Source organism: Bradyrhizobium sp. HKCCYLRH3059 (genome assembly GCF_051168035.1).
In the GTDB taxonomy this organism is placed as follows: domain Bacteria; phylum Pseudomonadota; class Alphaproteobacteria; order Rhizobiales; family Xanthobacteraceae; genus Bradyrhizobium.
Genome location: NZ_JBNPUF010000003.1, coordinates 196,071 through 215,135, shown reverse-complemented (window position 1 = coordinate 215,135; position 19,065 = coordinate 196,071). Strand labels below are relative to the sequence as shown.

The following is a 19,065-nucleotide window of genomic DNA, read 5'->3' as shown; positions in this document are numbered from 1 at the left end:
CCGATCCCAGGAGGATAAATGCCCGACCCCCACAGCCGGCACTTGGTGACATTCGAGATAAACGGATCGCGCAAGACGGTTTTCGTTGAAGCGCGAAAGTTGCTGGTCCATCTGATCCGGGAGGATCTTGGCCTCACCGGCACCCATGTCGGCTGCGACACCTCCCAATGCGGTGCCTGCACCGTCGAAATCGATGGACTGGCGGTCAAATCCTGCACGGTACTGGCCGTGACGGCGGACGGCGCGTCGATCACCACAGTCGAGGGATTGACCGATACCGGTGGCGAACTAAGCGCTGTTCAGACCGCCTTTCACGAACATCACGCGCTGCAATGCGGCTTCTGTACGCCGGGCATGGTGATGAGCGTACGGCAGCTCCTGAGGGATCATCCCAATCCCGGCGAGCACGACATCCGCCATGGACTTGCCGGCAATATCTGCCGCTGCACCGGCTATCACAACATTGTCCGCGCCGTTGAAAGCCTCGCAGCGAAGGAGCAGCAGCCTTGAACGACACGCCTGCGATCCGCCATATCGGTCGGCCCTTAAAGCGGCGCGAAGATTTCAAGCTGCTCGCTGGCAAGGGCCGCTACGTCGATGACGTCAGGCTGCCGGGCATGCTGCACATGGCGGTACTGCGATCGCCGCACGCCCACGCCGAGATTAGAAGCGTCGATCTCTCTGCAGCAAAAGCCGCACCAGGGGTTCGCTTGGTCCTTTCCGGGATGGCGCTCGCCGGCAAGATTGGCCCGATTGTTCCGAACTGGGTTCTTCCGGGCAGCAAGGTGCCGTTCCGCCCTGTAGTCGCGACCGACCGCGTCCGCTTTGTCGGCGAATGCGTAGCGCTGGTAGTGGCGGAAAGGTTGGCCGAAGCCTACGACGCCGTCGGGCTGATCGACGTCGGTTACGAAGTGCTGCCTGCCGTGATCGACGAAGAGACCGCAATCCGGCAGGACGTGCCGCAACTTCATGACAACGTTCCCGGCAACATCACTACGATCTACGAGGTGCGTGGCGGCGACTACCAGAAGGCCGCCCACGAGGCCGATCAGGTCATCGGACTGCGCGTCGTCAACAACCGCCTGATCCCGACCTGCATGGAAACGCGCGCGATCGTTGCCACGCCGGAGCCAGACGGGACGCTGACGGTCTATATTGGCAGCCAAGTTCCGCACATGCACCGGCGCTGGATCGCCGAGACGGTTCGTATTCCCGAGCATCAGTTGCGGGTGATCGCGCCTGATATCGGAGGTGGGTTTGGCGCCAAAATGCACCTCTACCCCGAAGACTTGCTCTGCCCCTATCTCGCACGCGAGCTCGGCGTGCCAGTCAAATGGTGGGAAAGCCGCTCCGAAAGCCATCAATCGACCAGCCACGGTCGCGCGCACACGGAAAATATCGAGATCGCGTTCAAAAACGACGGCAAGATCCTAGGCCTGAAAGTCGAGACCCTTGGTAATGTTGGCGCCTATCTATCGAACATGGCGAGCGGCGGTCCCACCGTGAACACCGTCAACTTCGGTACCGGAACCTATAAGATCGATAACTACGAGGCGATATCCCGAGTCGTTGTCACCAATACGGTGCCGGTGGATGCCTATCGCGGCTATGGACGACCAGAGGGCGCCTATATCGCCGAGCGGGCGATCGATGCGGTCGCGCGCCACCTTCATCTCGACCAGGTCGAGGTGCGGCGGAAGAATTTCGTTCAAGCAGCGGAATTTCCGTATCGACCGTATGGCAGCACGGGCGTGATGTACGACAGCGGAAATTATCAGGGACTGCTGGACAAGGCGCTTGCCGCCTTCGACTACGAAGGGCGCCGAAAGGAATGTGATGCCTTGCGTGCCAGCGGTGTCTATCGCGGCGTCGGCATCGCCGCCTATACGCATATGTGTGGCATGGCGCCGTCGCGGCGGCTGGCGCTCAGCGGATTTGATCGCGGCGGCTGGGAAAGTGCGCGGGTCAGCATCGATTCCAGCGGCCGGGCTACGATCTATTCAGGCTCGATGAGCCAGGGTCAGGGCCATATCACGTCGCTGTCGCAGATTGCCGCGGACGTGCTGCAGATTCCCGTTGAGGACATCGACATCGTGCAGGGGGACACGCGGCAAGTGCAGGCCGGCCACGGCACGTTCAATTCCCGCTCGATGGCGGTCGGCGGATCCAGTGTGCATGTGTGCTCGCAGCGCGTCGTGGCCAAAGCAAAGAAGATCGCGGCGAGCATGCTGGAAGTGGATGAGAAGGACGTTTCCTATTCCGCCGGTGCGTTCAGCGTGCCTGGCACGGATATCGCGCCGTTAACGTTCTCGAAGGTGGCCCGCATGGCTTATGTCGGCCACAAGCTGCCGGATGGCGTTACACCGGGCCTGGACGAAACGGAGTTTTACGACCCAACCGGTATGGGCTCGCCGTCAGGCGTCCACCTCACCTACGTCGAGGTCGATCCTGAGACTGGCATCGTCGACATTCTCGACTATGTCGCGGTTGACGACGTCGGCACCCTGATCAATCCACGTCTCGCGGCGGGCCAGATTCATGGTGGCGTCGTGCAGGGCATCGCGCAGGCGCTCTATGAAGAGGTCAGCTACGATCCAGACAATGGACAACTCCTGACCGGCTCGCTGCTCGACTATGCCGTTCCGCGCGCCGAGCACGTGCCGAACATCCGCTCGCAGTTCCAGGAGACGCCCTCGCCGACCAATCCGATTGGCGTCAAGGGCATCGGCGAGAGTGGCTCGATCGCGGCGCCCCCCTGCATGGTCCACGCCGTACTCGATGCGTTGTCACCGTTCGGTATCAAACATCTCGATATGCCGCTGACGCCGCCGCGAATCTGGAAGGCGGTACAAGAGGCGAGCTCGGGAGAACTCCAATGATCCCGGCAGCCTTCAACTATGTCCGCGCGGCTTCGCTCGCCCAGGCCATCGATCTGCTGCGGGAAGATCCCGACGGAACGAAGCTCCTGGCCGGTGGCCATACCTTGCTTCCGGCCCTGAAGCTGCGGCTGGCGTCGCCCGAACTTCTGATCGATATCGGAGGCATCACCGAGCTCAAGGGCATCGAGATCGGCAAAGCCGGAGTCAGGATCGGCGCGCTGACGCGGCATGCCGACCTGCTTGCATCAGAGACGCTGTTCGAGGAATTGCCCATCTTTCGCCAGGCGGCGAGTCTGATAGCCGATCCCCAGGTGCGTAACCGTGGCACGATCGGCGGCTCGCTTGCGAATGCCGATCCGGCAGCTGACTGGCCGGCGGTCGTCGTCGCGCTGAAGGCAGAGATCGAGATCGCCGGCGCGAACGGCCACAGACGGGTCGCGGCGCAGGATTTCTTTGTCGATATCTTTTCTACTGTGCTGGAACCGGACGAGGTTCTCACCAGCATTCATATCCCGCGGCCGACAGCCGGCATGCGCTTCATATACCGAAAGATCCGGCATCCCGCGAGCGGCTTTGCTGTCGTGGGCATTGCGGTCGGCGTGCGCATGCGAGACGGCGTGGTGGCCGAGGTCTCCCTCGGCGTGACAGGCGCGGCGAACCACGCTTTCGCCGGCCAGGCCGCTGCCGATTTCCTGACCGGAAAGACGTTGTCGCGGGAGAATATCGACCAGGCGGCCACATTGCTGAGCGAGACCACCGAATGCCTCTCGGATCGCTACGCTTCAGCGGAGTATCGGGCGAATCTGATCCGGACCGAGACCAGACGCGCGCTACTTGCGCTTTCCTTGTGAGACGGAATCCGTGATGCGCCGAGTCGTCGTTACGGGATTGGGATTGGTATCGCCGGTGGGTTGCGGCAGCGAGCTGGCGTGGTCACGGCTGCTCGCGGCCCGTTCGGGGCTTGCCGCCCTTCCCGAGTGGGCGGCCGCCCTGCCGGCGCGGGTCGCAGGAATGGTGCCGACAAGGGCCAAAGATCAAGAGGGCGGATTCGATCCGGATCTGACCGTCGCGCCTAAGGATCAGCGAAGGATGGATCGCTTCATCCTGTTCGCGCTTGCCGCCGCGGCCGAGGCCATTGCCCAGGCGGAATGGACTCCGTCCGACGCGCATTCGCTTGAGCGCACGGCGACAGTGATCGCTTCCGGCATCGGAGGCTTTCCGGCGATCGTGGAAGCGGTCCGCACCACAGACCAGCGCGGGGTCCGGCGTCTCTCGCCTTTCACCGTGCCGTCCTTTCTCGCAAATCTCGCGGCTGGCCACATCTCGATCCGCTACGGCTTCAAGGGTCCCATCGGCGCGCCGGTCACCGCTTGCGCCGCGAGCGTGCAGGCAATCGGCGATGCCGCACGCCTGATCCGATCTGGAGAAGTCGACGCCGCGGTTTGCGGCGGTTCGGAAGCCTGCATCGATCTCGTGAGCCTGGGCGGGTTCGCCGCTGCGCGTGCGCTTTCGACCGGCTTCAATGAAACGCCCGCCCGCGCTTCCCGTCCCTTCGACCGTGATCGCGACGGCTTTGTCATGGGCGAAGGCGCGGGCGTCCTGGTCATAGAAGAGCTGGAGCATGCGATCCGCCGCGGCGCAAAGCCGATTGCGGAAATCGTCGGCTACGGAACGACGGCAGATGCGTACCACATCACGTCAGGGCCCGAGGACGGCGACGGTGCGCGCCGCGCCATGGAAGGCGCATTGCGGCAGGCCGGCCTCAAACCCGGTGACGTCCAGCACCTCAACGCGCATTCCACGTCAACGCCAGTCGGCGATGTTTCCGAACTGGAGGCGATCAAGGCGGTCTTCGGCCGCGAGGGGCAGATTGCCGTGAGTGCCACCAAATCCGCAACTGGCCATCTGCTCGGAGCGGCCGGCGGAGCGGAAGCAATCTTCACGATTCTGGCGCTGCGCGATCAAGTCGCGCCACCTACTCTCAATCTCGAAACTTGCGATGCCGCCGCGGCAGGTGTCGACCTTGTCGCCGGTCAGGCCCGGCCCATGACGATGGAGCATGCGATCTCCAACGGTTTCGGCTTTGGGGGCGTCAACGCGAGCATCATTTTTCGGCGCTGGCAGTAGAGCGGGGCTCAGCTCCAGCAAAAGCGGAGCGGGCCACGGCTGCTGCGTTCTCCCGGCCGCTTTAGCTACATCTTGGCAAGCCGTTACTTCCGCTTTCGTCTTTGGGCGCTTGCCCTCACACCAGCCGAGGCTTCCGCGGAAGCCGTGCCACCAAATCGCTTGCGATTGAAGGGAACGGCGCCCGAGCCCGGCACCACTTCGACGTCCTCGAGCCGCAGAGGCTTGCCGCTGGACGTCCGCAGTACGGGAAATTCAATCGGGCGCCCAGCGACACGATCGCGGAAGACGACCTGCGGTCCCTCAGGCTCTGCGAGCCAATCATCGCCCCACTTCTTGAGAGCCAGGTAGGCCGGAAAGAAAGCGCGCCCCTTCTCGGTCAGTACGTACTCGTATCGTCCGGAATGTTCGGGCAGCGGCACGCGCGTCATCACACCAGCATCGACGAACTTCTTCAAGCGATTGCTCAAGATATTGGGAGCAATGCCAATGTAGTGTTCGAACTCATCGAACCGCTTCACGCCATAATAGGCTTCACGGAGAATCAGGATGGACCAGCGGTCGCCGACCACCTCCATGGCACGAGCCATGGAGCATTCCTTATTGGCAAGACGGCTCTGCTTCGCACCGGACATAGTTTTCCTAGCTTCGAATTCAGCTCATACCATATTGAGCGGAATCCCAGTATGTCCAGTGCCAGCTAGCGGGTTGCAAACCTTCGCAGCCGAATGGTTCTCTCGGATCTCATGCCGCATGGCCCGACTCGGCCGGCGGTTTGACGCCAATCTCGGGCTCCAGAGCGCGGGGATGCGTGACCAGCACACCCGCTTCGCTCAAGCGTCTCAGTTCCTCCTGGCTCACGCCCAGCTCGCTGAACACCTCGAAATTGTGCTCTCCCTGGAACGCAGGTGCTCCGATCGGCTTCAACTCCTCCGCCGAGAACCGCCACGGCCGACCCGGCAGTCGATATTCGCCGCCGCTGCGGTCCGGCACGTGCTGCACTGCGCCCCAATAATCGCTCCATTCCGACGCGCTCAGTTCCTTGATCGAGCGGATCTCGCCCATCGCGATCTTGGCTTCGTCGAATTGGGCATCGAGCGTCGCCATGTCGGGGAAGGTCAAGATCCACGACTGGATGATCTGGTGCAGCACACCGAAATTCAAGCGACGCGCGGCCGCGCTCGCAAAGCGCGGGTCGTCCATCAAATCCACGCGACGCATCGCGCGCAGCCAGGATGGGAAGGTCCGGCTGCCGATAATGCTCGTCGCAACCGTGAAATGCTCTCCATTAGGTCCGGTAAAGAATGAGCAGTCCGTCGCGCCGAGCACGGCGGGCTCGGCTCCAATATCATCGTCGGAAAGATCGACATGTGCACGTTCGTTGACCGCGAGCAGTGTCGCAGCCATCGCGACATCGATATATTGGCCCTGACCTGTCCTTTGGCGGCTATTCAGCGCGCCAAGAATCGCGATGGTGGCCTGCAGGCCGGCGTAGACGTCCGCGTGCGAGAGGCTGTCCGTGCGCGGTTCAGTCAACGCCTCTCCATAGTGACGAATGCTGTTTTCGGTGAAGCCGGCCTCGGCCTGCACGGTCGGCGCATAGGCCATCCGGCTGCGCCAGGGTCCGCCCTGGCCATAGCCAGTGATCGAGGCATATACCAATCGCGGATTGCGCTTGGACAGGGTTTCATAATCAAGGCCGAAGAAACCAAGCGTGCCCGCGCGGAAGTTTTCCACGACGACATCGGCGGTATCGCAGAGCTTCAGTGCGAGTTCATAAGCACCGGGAACATTGAGATTGATGCTGACGTTGCGTTTACCGGCGTTCTGCTGCGCGTAATAGCCCGACATCCCGTCGGTTGAGGGAAAGGCGAAGCGTGAGACGTCCGGGCTTGGCGGCTCCACCTTGATGACCTCGGCACCGAGATCCTGCAAGGTTCGCGCGCATAAGGGGCCTGCCAACACACGGGAGAAGTCGACGACACGGATTCCGTTGAGAGGACCGCCCATGTCAGCGCCCCGCGAACTTGGCGAGACCCGGGCCGTTCTTGCGGAATGACGCAAGACCGGTTTTCAGATCTTCCGATGCCCAGATCGGCGCCTGCACTCTTGCCATCGCCTCGTCTGCCGCCACCACACCGTCGTTGACCGCAATATGCACTAGCTCCTTGGTCGCCGCGTGCGCTACCGTCGGCCCCTGCGCGAACTCCTCCGCGATAGACATCGTCGCCTTTTCCAAGGATTCCTCGGGCACGGTAAGATTAATCAGGCCCCACTTCTCCAATGTCGGCGCATCGTAGCGCCGTGCCAACATCGACATCTCTTTGGCTCGCTGTGCCCCGATCCGCTGAACTTGCCGCTGGATTCCGCCAAGTAGCGGATGCAACCCAAGCGTCGCCTCGACCGAGCCGATCTTTGCTGACGAAGCTGCGATGACATAGTCGCATGACAGCGCGAGCTCGAGCCCGCCGCCGAGGCAAACGCCATGAACGCTGGCGATCAACGGAATCGGCAATAATTCCATGAAGCGGAGGAACTCGACCCCGCTCAGCAGCCGATTTTCACCGCTCTGATCAGATGTGCCCTCCGCTACGCGCTTGTCAAAGATGTCCAGGTCGGCGCCGGCAGAAAAGTGGCGCAATCCGCTCCGGATCACGATGGCACGGCTACCCGCCTTTCGCGATGCTTCCACCTGCTCCACGATAGCGTTGATGAGCTTCGGGCCGAGCAGATTGTACGGCCGGTAAACCATCGTCAAAACGGAGATATTGCCACGCTCCTCGCGCGCAACCATCGCTTCCTCGGACAAAGTTGCCTCCTGTTTTCCGGCCCCGCACCTGCAGATGCACACTCCGGCCCTTGCAGGCACAATACATGATGACTTGCGTTTTGCAAGTCGTCATCGATATCAACCAGTCCGGCGTTCCACGCGGTTCTTCAGGATGCCGATCTTCTCGACTTCGAGCTCAATGCTCTCTCCATGCTCGAGGTACCAGCCGAGTTCGAGGCCGCAGCCATTGCCAACCGTGTCGGACTCGATGAACTCGCCGGGCATCAACGTCTCATCCAGGGTGACGTGTGCAATGATTTCCTCGAACGAGAAAAGCACGCCTTCGCTGGTACCTTGAGAACGTAGTTCTCAGTTCACACGAGCTTCCATCCTGAGTTTGTCGGAGTCGTCAATTTCGTCAGGCGTGACGATCCAGGGTCCCAGCACATTGCCCCCATCAAAGCTTTTACCCTTGGCCGGCCCGAGCCGGCCTGCCATCTCTATGAGCTGGGCATCTCGCGCGGAAAAACCATTGAAAATCGTTTAGCCAAATATGTGATCGCGCGCCTTCGCAGCCGAAATGTTCGCGCCTTTACCCTTAGTGACGATTCCGAACGCCAGCCCGTAGTCCATCACCTTCCTGCACCGGGAGGCGGAGCATAGGCCACGGCTTGCAATTGCACGTCATGACGCTGAGAAATTTCAGGTGGCCACGGGCCCGCCTCCCATGAATGACGCACCGGCCTGACGGCGATCACCACCTTTCCTGGGAGGTACGGACATCAACTTCAAACGACCATGCTCGCGGTGGTTGCCGGTAGAGGAACGCAAATGCGTCGACTATGCCCTCGATACTGACCAGGCTGTTCTCCCGCTGGGCTGCGTCGGGTATGCGCTTGAAGATCTTGTCACCGGCGATGGCTCCGTCGACAACGACGTGCCCTACATGGATCCCTTCGCTGGCATATTCCTTTGCCATGGCCTGCGCGAGAATCCGCAGGCCAGCTTTCGCCGAATTGAACGCGCCATACCCCGCTTTTCCGCGCAGCGAAGCACTGGCGCCGGTAAACAAAAGCGTGCCGGCCTTGTTCGGCAGCATGCGGCGAACGGCCTCGCGGCCAAACAGGAACCCACCGAAGCAGACGACACGCCAGCTTTGCTCGAAGTACCCCGCTTCCATCTCCAGAATACGCCCGGGTGTGTTGTTGCCCGCATTATAGATCGCCAGATCGAGTTCATCGCCGGCTCTGTCGAACATTGCTACTACATCGGCTTCGTTCGTCGCATCCGCCACTATCGGGAGAGCCTGTCCGCCCGATGAGGTAATGTCATTTGCGATCGTCTCGAGCGCGAGTTTCGTACGGCCGGCGACTATCACCCTCAAACCTTCAGCGGCGAATCTCTTGCACAACTGGGCCCCAGTCCCCGCTCTGGGCCCACTCCGATGACAATTGCTGTCTTCATGGAATGCCTCGAAAATCAGGCGCGCGCTTCTCGATGAACGCCTTTACGGCTTCAGCATGCTGTGCAGTCTCCGCCGCCATGACCATGTTTTTGGCTTCATGGTCCAGCGATGTCACAAAATCTGTCGACAGCGCCAGATCGAGATTGTCTTTGATCGCTGCATACGCATGGGCCGGACCATTCGCGAGTGTTCTTGCGATGACAAACGCTTCGCTTAGCAGATCTGCATCGGGTACTACACGGTTGACAAGGCCAAACGCCTCGCAGCGGCGGGCATCGATCCGTTCTGACAAATACATCAGCTCTCTCGCGCGCGCCGTCCCGGCCAACCGGGTCAGCAGCCAGGAAATTCCGTAGTCTCCGGTCAATGCAATCTTGGCATAACCAGTAGTCATTAAGGCAGATTCGGAGGCAATCCGGATATCGCAAGCAAGCGCGATGGCAAGGCCGGCGCCGGCGGCCGGCCCCGGAAGCGCCGCGATCGTTGGCTTGCGGAGAGAAACAAGCGCCCCGGTCAGCGTCCGCTGCCCTTCCATCAGGCCTACGACCTTGTCTCCATAGGCCATGGGCCTCGTGGACGACTTTGTGCCCATACCCTTGACATCACCGCCGGAGCAAAACGCGGTGCCGGCGCCGGTGATCAGCAGAGCGCCGACATCAGGATCGCTGCCAGTCTGCCTGATCATCCGGCGCAGCGCCGGCGTCAAATGGTCCGATAGTGAATTCCGCGCTTCGGGCCGGTTCAGCGTGATAATGGCAACGCGATCTCGGACCGAACAGAGTAGTTCGTTCGTTCCGGTGTCGATCGAAATTGATCCATCGGTCATGATACGCAGCCTCCCGGCCCAGGACCATCAGCAATCCGCCACCTCGTTAGCGGACGTCTGTCGCCTCAAGCCCCCTTTCGGACGGAATTTTCGTCGGCATCGAGGAAGCCGGTTAGTCGCTGACGGATGATCGCATCCGCATCGGTCATGATGCGATCGATCAGTTCCTTCACCGTTGGAATGTCATGGATGAGGCCGACGACCATGCCGCAGCTCCAGGCCCCGGCATCCATGTCGCCATCGATCATGACCCTGGGGTAGACGCCCGCGACCTGGTCGAGGATGTCCTCGATCTTCAGGCTCTTGCCCTTTTCACGCTCGATCTCTAGCAGGCGATCGACGCCCTTGTTCTTCAACACACGCTCGGTGTTGCGCAAGTTGCGCATTACAAGGCGGGTGTCGAGTTCGGTAGCTTCCAACAGCGCGTTCTTGACGTTGTCGTGCACCGGCGCTTCCTTGGTAGCGATGAAACGCGTGCCCATATTGATGCCTGCCGCGCCCATCGCCAGCGCCGCGACTAGGCTGCGGGCATCCGCCATGCCGCCCGACGCCACGAATGGGATCGACAGCTCATCGGCGGCGCGCGGCAACAGGATCATGTTGGGCATGTCGTCTTCGCCGGGATGACCGCCGCATTCGAAACCGTCGACGCTGACGGCGTCGCACCCGATTTCCTGGGCTTTGAGCGAATGCCGGACGGACGTGCACTTGTGGATCACCTTGATGCCGGCCGCCTTGAGCGCTGGCATGTATTGCTCGGGACTGCGGCCCGCGGTCTCGACGGCCCTGACGCCGCCTTCGGCGATGGCTTGAATGTATTCGGGATAGGGTGGCGCCGAAAAGGTCGGCAGGAAGGTGAGGTTTACGCCGAACGGCTTGTCCGTCATATCGCGGCAGCGCGCGATCTCCTTGGCCAACAGCTCCGGCGTCTTCTGCGTCAAGCCGGTGATGATGCCAAGGCCGCCGGCGTTGGACACCGCTGCAGCCAGTTCGGCAAAGCCGACATAATGCATGCCGCCCTGAATAATCGGATGCTGGATGCCAAATAGTTCAGTGATAGCTGTCTTCACGTAAGCCTCCAGTTTCCGATCAGTGCACGATCTCGAAAAGCCCGGCCGCGCCCATGCCGCCGCCGATGCACATCGTCACCACGCCGAATTTCGCTTTGCGGCGCCGGCCCTCGATCAGGATATGGCCGGCCAGTCGCGAGCCCGTCATGCCATAGGGGTGGCCGATGGCGATCGCCCCACCATTGACGTTCAATTTGTCCGGATCAATGCCCAGCTTGTCGCGGCAGTAGATCACCTGAACCGCATAGGCCTCGTTCAGCTCCCACAGATCGATATCGTCGATTCGCAAGCCGTGCCGTTTCAGCAAGCGAGGGATCGCGGCCACCGGCCCGACCCCCATCTCGTCGGGCTCGACACCCGCGGCGACGAAGCCGCGGAAAATGCCAAGCGGTTGGATTCCCTTCTTTGCAGCAATCTTGTCGCTCATGATTACGCAAGCCGACGCGCCATCGGAGAGCTGGCTGGCATTGCCGGCGCTGATGGTCTTGCCTTCGAACACCGGCTTGATTTTGGCCAAGCCCTCGGCCGTGGTCTCCGGGCGCGGACCTTCGTCTTGTGCCAGGGTAACCTCCTGGTAGGAGATCTCCTTGGTGTCCTTGTCGACGACAGCCATTTTCGTCGTGATCGGAACGATCTCGTCACTGAAGCGCCCACCCTGCAGCGCGGCTCCGACGCGACGCTGGCATTCGAGCGAATATTCATCCTGGCGGTCGCGCCCGATCTTGTAGCGCTCGGCGACCACTTCGGCGGTCTCCAGCATCGACATGTACATTTCCGGCTTCATCGCCATCAAATCGGCGTCGACAGCGTGAAACTTGTTCATATACTCGTTCTGGACGAGGCTGATGGATTCGATGCCGCCTCCGATGGCGACATCGACGCCGTCAAGCATGATCGAGCGCGCGGCGACCGCGATGGCCTGCAAGCCGGATGCGCATTGCCGATCAATGGTCGTGCCGGCAACCGTCACCGGCAATCCGGCACGGATCGCGCCTTTGCGAGCGACGTTCATAACCATGGTGCCCTGCTGCATCGCGCAACCCATCACGATGTCCTCGACTTCGCCGGGCTCGATCTTGGCGCGCCTGACGGCTTCCGCGATCACATGGCCCGCCATGGTCGGTCCGTCGGTGTTGTTCAACGCCCCGCGGTAGGCCTTCCCGACCCCGGTGCGCGCGGTCGATACGATGACTGCTTCTGTCATATTTTGCCTCTGATTTAAGCGGCCGCATCGGTCTGCGCATAGCGCAGAACATGGAATGCGGGATCGCCGTACTGGATGTTGATGGAAGAAATCCGCTTGAAGTAGTGGCCGACATTGAGCTCGTCGCTCATGCCCATGCCGCCATGCAGTTGCACGGCCTGATCGGCCACGAATCTAGCGGCGTAGCCGACCTTTGCCTTGGCTCCCGACGCCAGTCTCGATAGGCCCGATTCGTTTGCCGCCAGACCTAAGTTGAGATGCTGCATCAGGGACACCGCTTCCTGATGCGCGATGAACATGTCTACCATCCGATGCTGCAAAACCTGGAAGGTGCCGAGCGCCACGCCGAACTGCTTTCGCGTCTTGGTGTATTCCAGCGTCGCCGAGTTCAATTCGGCCATCGCGCCGACGGCCTCGGCACACAGCGCGCCAATGACGCGTTCGGAAATCGCTTCTAGCGCGGCGGCGCCCCCTCCTTCTTCGCCTAGCAAGCTATCGTTGCCGACGCGCACGTCCTTGAGGCTGACCTCGGCCGCTCGGCGGCCGTCGATCGTCTTGAAGCCTTGCAGGTGAAGATTGGCGGCGCGACGATCAACGATGAACAGACTGACGCCTTCCGAATCGAGACGGTGGCCCGAGGTGCGTGCTGAGACGATCAGGTAATCCGCCCAGGGGGCCGCGATCGCGACCGCCTTTTCGCCGTTCAGGACATAGTCAGTACCTTCGCGGCGCGCCGTTGTGGTGACGTCAGCGAAATCGTAGCGCGAGCTCTTTTCTGCCCAGGCCAGCGCCCAGATTGATTTCCCGGAGATGATGTTGGGAATGAACTGATCCCTCTGTGCAGGCGAGGCTTCACTCTCGATCAGGCCGCCGGCCAGAACGACCGTCTCCAAAAATGGCTCGACCACGAGGTGACGGCCGAATTCCCGCATCACGATCATGGTCGCCAGGGGACCACCGCCGAGGCCGCCCGCATCCTCCGAAAAAGGTGCGGCAAGCAGGCCGAGTTCGGCGAACGAGGCCCAGTGCTTGCGACTGAAGCCTTCTTCGCTGGCTACGATCTTGCGACGCGCTTCAAAGTCGTATCGATCCCGCAGAAGCCGCTGCACGCTGGACCGCAATAGTTCCTGCTCTTCCGTGAACTGAATATCCATCCGATCCCCCGTACTCCGCTCGGCCTAAAGTCCGAGCACGGCCTTGGCGATGATGTTGCGCTGGATCTCGTTCGATCCGCCGTAGATCGAGAGCTTGCGTGAGTTCAGGTACTTCTCGGACGCAGTGTGACCGTAGGCCGGGCCCGGCATGAAGTGGTTGGCACTGACGGGATGCTCCCGGATCGCCAGACCGAAATTACCGATTGCCCGGTGCGTCAGCTCGGTGATGTTCTGGAAGATCTCCGTACCCCGAATCTTGAACAACGACGCGGCGGCGCCTGGATCGATCCCGCGGGCCATTTGTGCCACCACGCGAAGCTCGGTTGCTTCCAAGGCCAACACGTCCAGCTCGATCCGTGCGATATCCCGCACGAATTCGAGATACGTCGGATCTTCTTCGGGAATCTCGGCCTTCACGATTTGCTTCAGCCGATCCAGGTAGCGCGTCGAACGGCCGATGCCAGCCATACTGGTGCGCTCGTTTCCGAGCAGGAATTTTGCGTAGGTCCAGCCCTTATTCTCCTCACCGATCAGGTTTTCGATCGGAACGCGGACATTTTCCAGGAAGACGTCATTGACCTCGTGGCTGCCGTCGATGGTGATGATCGGGCGCACGGTCACGCCGGGCGATTTCATATCGATCAGGAGAAAGGATATGCCGGCCTGCGGTTTGGCCGCCGGGTCGGTCCGCACCAGGCAAAAGATCCAGTCGGCGTGCTGCGCCAGCGTCGTCCAGGTCTTGTGGCCGTTGACGACGTAATGGTCGCCATCACGTACGGCCTTGGTTCTGACCGACGCAAGGTCCGATCCTGAGCCGGGCTCCGAATAGCCCTGACACCACCAGTCCTCGCCGGAGAGAATGCGCGGCAGGAATTTCTCCTTCTGCGCCTTGCTACCGAAAGTGTAGATGACGGGCCCGACCATGGTGACGCTGAATGCCAAAGGCGGCAGCGTCCCGGCTCGGCTGGTTTCCTGCTCGAAGATGAAGCGCTGCGTGATCGACCAGCCGGGCCCACCATATTCCTTCGGCCACAGCGGCGCGATCCAGCCCTTCTTGTAGAGGATGCGATGCCAAAGGAGCGTCTGCTCCTTGGTCAGGTCGGTCTCCGGGTTCGGCACCCGCATTTCCTGCGGATAGTGCTCCACGATGAATGCACGCACTTCATCGCGGAAAGCAGCATCCTCTTTCGAAAGCTTAAGCTCCATCGAAAGGCCTCGTTACCACTTTTCGCCGAACGGTCGAATTTCCATCTCGAACGTCCACGCGCTGCGGGGCTGTTGATAGAGCTGCCAATACGATTCTGCGACGGAGGCTGGGGGCATCAGCAGGTCGGGATTGTCCAGTGCATTCGGCCCAAGCGCCTCGATCCGTCTCTGGCGAACCCATTCGGTATCGACGCCGGAATCGATGACGAGGTGCGCGACGTGGATGTTCTTGGGGCCCAATTCGCGCGCGATCGCCTGCGCAACCGCGCGAAGGCCAAACTTTGCGCTGGCGAACGCCGCATAGCCCGTTCCGCCGCGGAGACTGGCGGTCGCGCCTGTGAAGAAGATGTTGCCCTTGCCGCGGGGCAGCATCAGCCGCGCGGCTTCGCGCCCCGCGAGAAAGCCGGAATAGCACGCCATTTCCCAAACTTTGCGGAACACCCGTTCAGTGGTGTCGAGAATGGGAAAATTGACATTGGCGCCGATGTTGAAGATGCAGACCTCGAGCGGAGCGTGCTTGTCGGCATCGCCGAGGAATGAAACGATCTCATCTTCCTTGCGCGCGTCGAGCGAACGCGCATGAATCTCGCCCCCTGCCTTCTCGATTTCCTTGACCAAGGGCTCCAGCTTGTCGCCGTTGCGGCGACCGGCGAAGACCGTGAAGCCTTCCGAAGCAAATTTCTTCGCGATCTCGGCACCGATATAGTCACCGGCGCCGATCACAGCGACGGTCGCGCTCCGCTTTTGCATGGCTCTTCCTCCGATCAGGCTAGGTCTGGCGTCTTTGGCTTAGCGCCGGCAGCCCGCTCAATCACCGCATCTAACGACGATTGAACGTTCTTTTTTAGAACTAGTCAATCGACATTTTCAGATTGATTTACCTGGCCTGTGCATCGAAACTGGTTCTCTCACTCGCAGACGCCGTTTACAGCATCGTCGACACAGTCTATTTACACAGTTTCAAATACGAACTTATGGGGGAGGAATTGAGATGGCGAGAGCCCGCGGAGTGGCGATACTTGTCGGCGCTGGCGACGCGATCGGGGCGGCCGTCGCCCGCCGCTTTGCGAAGGGCGGATATACCGTTTGTATCTGCAGGCGAGAGGCAGCAAAATCGCAGGCGCTCGTGGCGGAGCTGAGAGCGGCGGGTCACAGGATTCACGCCTTTAGTGTCGATGCTCGCCAGGAATCCGGGGTTCAGGAAATATTCGCGCGCATCGAGAAGGAGATCGGGCCAATCGAGGTCTGCCTTTTCAACGCCGGATCGAACGTCAACAAGCCTTTACTGGAGACAACCGAGAAGCTGTTCTCTAAAGCGTGGGAACTCGCCTGTTACGCCGGATTTCTGGTCGGCCGCGAGGCCGCACGCTACATGGTATCGCGCGGTCGGGGCAGCATCCTGTTCACCGGCGCGACCGCCAGCCTCCGCGGCGGAACGGGCTATGCGGCCTTCGCCAGCGCGAAATTCGGTCTACGCGCTGTCGCGCAGTCAATGGCCCGGGAATTGGGCCCAAAAAATATCCACGTGGTGCACCTCATTATCGATGCCGGCGTCGACAGCCCGGCGATCCATGCCCGAATGAAGGCGGCTAAAGGCATGGAGGCGAGCGAGATTCCACCGGACAGCCTGACGAAAACATCATCGATCGCGGAAGCCTATTGGTTCGCGCACGAGCAGACCAGAGATGGCTGGACCCATGAACTCGACCTCCGTCCTTCCGCGGAGAAATGGTGAGATGGACACCATGCCGAATCTGACGCTGTGGGGAGCAGGCACCAGCCGGACCGTACGGGCGCACTGGGCGATGTACGAGCTCGGTCTCGCCTACACGAGCAAGCCGATTGGGCCGCGTACTGGGGAAACCAAGACGGCGGAATATACCGCGCTCAATCCGCGGCAGAAGGTTCCGCTGCTACAGGACGGCGATTTCTGCATCGGCGAGAGTGCCGCCATCGTCGCGTACCTGTCACGCACTTACTCCACGCGGGACCGGGCGCTGATCCCAGAAAAGCAGCGCGACTATGCTGCCTGGCTGGAATGGTGCTTCTTCATCGTTGCAGAGCTTGATTCCACTAGCCTCTATGTAATGCGGCGCCATCGGGCAGATGGGCTTGGCACCATCTACGGCATTGCTCCCGAAGTCGTCGCCAGGGCAGGCGAGTATTTCCGCGAGCAATTGCGCCATGTGGAGGTCGCGCTTGCCGATGGACGCCGATACCTGATGGGCGATCAGTTCACCAGCGCCGATATCCTGCTGACCACGTGTCTCGAATGGGCGATCACCTATGAGGTGGGCGTCTGCGATAACGCCCTGCCCTATCTGGAGCGCATCCACGCCCGGCCTGCCTATCGGCTCGGCCAGGAAGCTAACATTCCGCTCGTTCCGATTACGCCGGTGCTGCCAAAAGCTCCGCCGGCTTAACCCGAGATCCGGACCGATTTTTCGGTCGCCATCTTCTCGATTGCGGCATTGTCATAGCCGAGCGCACCCAGGATCTCGCGCGAATGCTCACCGATTCGGGGGGCGGGGCCACCGATCGCAGCCGGATTGACTTCGAAGCGAGCGGCCGGCTTGGGCTGTCGAATGCGACCAACACTGGGCTGGTCCAACTCGGCAATGAGATCGCGCGCAATCACCTGCTCGTTGTGAATGATCTCCCCACGGCGCAGGATCGGCGCGCAGGGGACGTCCGCTGCATCGAGCCGCTCCAGCCATTCGGCGGTGTTGTGCTGCGCGATGTATTCAGCCATCTTGTTGATGCGAGCAGTCGCATTGACGGAACGCGCCGCCGGCGTCGCAAAACGTGGGTCGGTGCCAAGCTCCGGATCACCTGTCGCGCGACAAAACCCCTGCCATTCCGAGTCCGAGATAGTACCGCAAGTGATGTAGCCGTCGCTGGTCTTGAACACGAGGTCGGGGCGATCATTGGGATCGGCCGCAGCAGCCTCGGCGCCCACCACAGTGTATTGCATCATACCTTCTGGCCAGAGGTAAGAGATCATTGCATCCAGCATCGCGACCTGGATGTGATCCCCTTGTCCGCTCTTCTCTCGCGCATAGAGCGCTGCTGCAACCGCTTGTGCCGTCATGACGGCCGTGGTCTTGTCGCAAACGATGGTTCTGATCATCTGTGGCCGGTTGGTCACGGGCTGCGACTGGATGTCGGCGAACCCTGAGAGACCCTGAATGATCGGATCGTAGACGCGCTTCTTGACATAAGGGCCGGTTTCGCCGACGCCGCTGATGGAAACGTAAATCAGCCGCGGATAGCGGCCGCGCAACTCGGCGGCGCCGAGCCCGAGGCGTTCCATCGTGCCGGGCCGAAAATTCTGCACCAGCACGTCGGATTGCGCGACAAGTTTGGCAAGCACCTCGCGACCGGCTTCGCTCTTGACGTCGAGCGCAAGCGAACGCTTGCCACGGTTTGATGAGATGAACAACGCCGAGAACTCACCGCGCTTGTCGATGGTGGCGCGGCTGCGGCGGGTGATGTCGCCACCAATGGGCTCGATCTTGATCACGTCGGCGCCCTGATCGGCCAAAAACATCGTCGCGAACGGACCTGATACCACACCGGTCAGATCGAGCACACGAACTCCGCTAAGCGGCCCTGGCATGACGTTTCCCCTCTCCTGGCTGGTTCTTCCGGCCTTTACGCCAACTCCTTCGGCCAGGCGCATTATCTCGTGCTGCGTTTCGAGTCACGCAATGCTGGCGGCAGGCTGTCGCATCTGCTCGACGATCGATTCCTCGACGTCCCGGAGCTGGTCCTTGCCGAAGAACATCTCCTTGCCGACGAAGAACGTCGGCGAACCGAATGCTCCGCGGTTGACCGCATCCGTGGTCAGGTCGATGAGCCTCTTCTTGACGTCGTCCTGCTGAGCTCGTGCCATCAGCCTGTCGATGTCGAGCCCTGAGGATTTGAAAGCCGCGCGGAACACCTCGACGTCGTCCATCTTCTTCGGATCCTCCCACATGTGATGGTAAGCGGCCCGGAAATACGGCTCGAACATACCCTCGAACTGAGCGGCGACCGCACCGCGCATCAGCATCAGCGTATTCACCGGGAAAAACGGATTTTGCCGAAATGTCGTGATGTTGTGGCGACGGATGAAGCGCTGCGTCTCGAGCGCCATGTATTCGGGCTTGTTCTTGATGCCGTGCAGCGACTCCGCCGGGGACATGTTGCCGGTCGCCTTGTAGATGCCGCCGAGAAGTATCGGCACATAATCAAACTTCACGCCTGTCCGTCGCTCGACGCCAGGTATTGCGCGTTCCGCCAGATAGGCGTTGGGACTGCCGAAATCGAACTGGAATTCAACCTTCAGAGCTGTCACGCCGGCCTCTCCCGCATAGGCATTGTTG

At 61.1% G+C, this 19,065-nt stretch carries 18 protein-coding genes and 1 pseudogene; 6 read left to right on the top strand and 13 right to left on the bottom strand.

What is annotated here, in order from left to right:
- Nucleotides 1-18: 18 nt before the first annotated feature.
- From ACQR13_RS11790 to fabF, 4 genes are read left to right on the top strand one after another with little or no spacing between them, the layout of a single operon-like run.
- Entirely contained in the window at nt 19-510 is a 492-nt protein-coding gene (locus tag ACQR13_RS11790; RefSeq protein WP_434862850.1) for a (2Fe-2S)-binding protein, read from the top strand.
- Nucleotides 507-2,879, top strand: a complete 2,373-nt coding sequence (locus tag ACQR13_RS11785) for a xanthine dehydrogenase family protein molybdopterin-binding subunit (protein ID WP_434862849.1) — start codon at nt 507-509, stop codon at nt 2,877-2,879. Before ACQR13_RS11790 ends, ACQR13_RS11785 begins: the two co-directional genes overlap by 4 nt.
- Complete coding sequence (locus ACQR13_RS11780; RefSeq protein ID WP_316225914.1) at nt 2,876-3,730, top strand: FAD binding domain-containing protein; 855 nt, start codon at nt 2,876-2,878, stop codon at nt 3,728-3,730. Before ACQR13_RS11785 ends, ACQR13_RS11780 begins: the two co-directional genes overlap by 4 nt.
- 13 nt (nt 3,731-3,743) lie before the next feature.
- Nucleotides 3,744-5,006, top strand: a complete 1,263-nt coding sequence (gene fabF, locus ACQR13_RS11775) for a beta-ketoacyl-ACP synthase II (RefSeq protein ID WP_434841359.1) — start codon at nt 3,744-3,746, stop codon at nt 5,004-5,006.
- 83 nt (nt 5,007-5,089) lie between these two features.
- On the opposite strand, the gene ACQR13_RS11770 is transcribed toward fabF, so the two are convergent.
- The 11 genes and pseudogenes from ACQR13_RS11770 to ACQR13_RS11720 form a co-directional block, all read right to left on the bottom strand.
- A complete protein-coding gene (locus tag ACQR13_RS11770) occupies nt 5,090-5,593 on the bottom strand; it encodes a winged helix-turn-helix transcriptional regulator (RefSeq protein ID WP_315714209.1) in 504 nt (167 codons plus the stop codon).
- Nucleotides 5,594-5,747: 154 nt separating this feature from the next.
- Nucleotides 5,748-7,013, bottom strand: coding sequence for a CaiB/BaiF CoA transferase family protein (locus tag ACQR13_RS11765; RefSeq protein ID WP_434862848.1), 1,266 nt, complete (start codon nt 7,011-7,013; stop codon nt 5,748-5,750).
- Nucleotide 7,014: 1 nt separating this feature from the next.
- The gene (locus tag ACQR13_RS11760) at nt 7,015-7,812 is read right to left on the bottom strand and encodes an enoyl-CoA hydratase/isomerase family protein (protein ID WP_315714207.1); all 798 of its coding nucleotides are present in this window, start codon (nt 7,810-7,812) and stop codon (nt 7,015-7,017) included.
- 99 nt (nt 7,813-7,911) lie between these two features.
- Nucleotides 7,912-8,421 (bottom strand): annotated as a pseudogene (locus tag ACQR13_RS11755) (fumarylacetoacetate hydrolase family protein); the annotation flags it as partial.
- A 106-nt stretch (nt 8,422-8,527) separates the two neighbouring features.
- The gene (locus ACQR13_RS11750; RefSeq protein ID WP_434862847.1) at nt 8,528-9,151 is read right to left on the bottom strand and encodes an SDR family NAD(P)-dependent oxidoreductase; all 624 of its coding nucleotides are present in this window, start codon (nt 9,149-9,151) and stop codon (nt 8,528-8,530) included.
- An 82-nt stretch (nt 9,152-9,233) separates the two neighbouring features.
- Nucleotides 9,234-10,064 carry an enoyl-CoA hydratase-related protein gene (locus ACQR13_RS11745; RefSeq protein ID WP_316172581.1) on the bottom strand — a complete coding sequence of 277 codons (831 nt, stop codon included), beginning with the start codon at nt 10,062-10,064 and terminating at the stop codon, nt 9,234-9,236.
- A 65-nt stretch (nt 10,065-10,129) separates the two neighbouring features.
- Nucleotides 10,130-11,134: an NAD(P)H-dependent flavin oxidoreductase gene (locus ACQR13_RS11740; RefSeq protein ID WP_316172582.1), complete on the bottom strand. Its 1,005-nt coding sequence runs from the start codon at nt 11,132-11,134 to the stop codon at nt 10,130-10,132.
- 19 nt (nt 11,135-11,153) lie between these two features.
- A complete protein-coding gene (locus ACQR13_RS11735; RefSeq protein ID WP_316172583.1) occupies nt 11,154-12,338 on the bottom strand; it encodes an acetyl-CoA C-acyltransferase in 1,185 nt (394 codons plus the stop codon).
- A 14-nt stretch (nt 12,339-12,352) separates the two neighbouring features.
- Nucleotides 12,353-13,492, bottom strand: a complete 1,140-nt coding sequence (locus ACQR13_RS11730) for an acyl-CoA dehydrogenase family protein (RefSeq protein WP_316172584.1) — start codon at nt 13,490-13,492, stop codon at nt 12,353-12,355.
- A 24-nt stretch (nt 13,493-13,516) separates the two neighbouring features.
- Nucleotides 13,517-14,698, bottom strand: a complete 1,182-nt coding sequence (locus ACQR13_RS11725) for an acyl-CoA dehydrogenase family protein (RefSeq protein WP_316172585.1) — start codon at nt 14,696-14,698, stop codon at nt 13,517-13,519.
- A 12-nt stretch (nt 14,699-14,710) separates the two neighbouring features.
- Nucleotides 14,711-15,448, bottom strand: coding sequence for an SDR family oxidoreductase (locus ACQR13_RS11720; RefSeq protein WP_315714199.1), 738 nt, complete (start codon nt 15,446-15,448; stop codon nt 14,711-14,713).
- Nucleotides 15,449-15,689: 241 nt separating this feature from the next.
- Between ACQR13_RS11720 and ACQR13_RS11715 the strand changes: the two genes are divergently transcribed.
- On the top strand, nt 15,690-16,433 hold the full coding sequence (locus ACQR13_RS11715) for an SDR family NAD(P)-dependent oxidoreductase (RefSeq protein ID WP_316172586.1): 744 nt from the start codon (nt 15,690-15,692) through the stop codon (nt 16,431-16,433).
- Nucleotides 16,434-16,443: 10 nt separating this feature from the next.
- Entirely contained in the window at nt 16,444-17,121 is a 678-nt protein-coding gene (locus tag ACQR13_RS11710; protein ID WP_316169625.1) for a glutathione S-transferase family protein, read from the top strand.
- Here ACQR13_RS11710 and ACQR13_RS11705 read toward each other — a convergent pair.
- Complete coding sequence (locus ACQR13_RS11705; protein ID WP_316172587.1) at nt 17,118-18,317, bottom strand: CaiB/BaiF CoA transferase family protein; 1,200 nt, start codon at nt 18,315-18,317, stop codon at nt 17,118-17,120. The two genes, ACQR13_RS11710 and ACQR13_RS11705, sit on opposite strands and share 4 nt — an antisense overlap.
- Nucleotides 18,318-18,401: 84 nt before the next feature.
- Complete coding sequence (locus tag ACQR13_RS11700; protein ID WP_315714388.1) at nt 18,402-19,028, bottom strand: 2-hydroxychromene-2-carboxylate isomerase; 627 nt, start codon at nt 19,026-19,028, stop codon at nt 18,402-18,404.
- Nucleotides 19,029-19,065 lie beyond the last annotated feature (37 nt).

Bases quoted from the DNA above. Each gene is read 5' to 3' on its own strand.
- ACQR13_RS11780 (WP_316225914.1), top strand. From the start codon at position 2,876: ATGATCCCGGCAGCCTTCAACTATGTCCGCGCGGCTTCGCTCGCCCAG.
- ACQR13_RS11790 (WP_434862850.1), top strand. From the start codon at position 19: ATGCCCGACCCCCACAGCCGGCACTTGGTGACATTCGAGATAAACGGA.
- ACQR13_RS11725 (WP_316172585.1), bottom strand. From the start codon at position 14,698: ATGGAGCTTAAGCTTTCGAAAGAGGATGCTGCTTTCCGCGATGAAGTG.
- fabF (WP_434841359.1), top strand. From the start codon at position 3,744: ATGCGCCGAGTCGTCGTTACGGGATTGGGATTGGTATCGCCGGTGGGT.
- ACQR13_RS11710 (WP_316169625.1), top strand. From the start codon at position 16,444: ATGCCGAATCTGACGCTGTGGGGAGCAGGCACCAGCCGGACCGTACGG.
- ACQR13_RS11705 (WP_316172587.1), bottom strand. From the start codon at position 18,317: ATGCCAGGGCCGCTTAGCGGAGTTCGTGTGCTCGATCTGACCGGTGTG.
- ACQR13_RS11770 (WP_315714209.1), bottom strand. From the start codon at position 5,593: ATGGCTCGTGCCATGGAGGTGGTCGGCGACCGCTGGTCCATCCTGATT.
- ACQR13_RS11730 (WP_316172584.1), bottom strand. From the start codon at position 13,492: ATGGATATTCAGTTCACGGAAGAGCAGGAACTATTGCGGTCCAGCGTG.
- ACQR13_RS11715 (WP_316172586.1), top strand. From the start codon at position 15,690: ATGGCGAGAGCCCGCGGAGTGGCGATACTTGTCGGCGCTGGCGACGCG.
- ACQR13_RS11735 (WP_316172583.1), bottom strand. From the start codon at position 12,338: ATGACAGAAGCAGTCATCGTATCGACCGCGCGCACCGGGGTCGGGAAG.
- ACQR13_RS11720 (WP_315714199.1), bottom strand. From the start codon at position 15,448: ATGCAAAAGCGGAGCGCGACCGTCGCTGTGATCGGCGCCGGTGACTAT.
- ACQR13_RS11765 (WP_434862848.1), bottom strand. From the start codon at position 7,013: ATGGGCGGTCCTCTCAACGGAATCCGTGTCGTCGACTTCTCCCGTGTG.
- ACQR13_RS11745 (WP_316172581.1), bottom strand. From the start codon at position 10,064: ATGACCGATGGATCAATTTCGATCGACACCGGAACGAACGAACTACTC.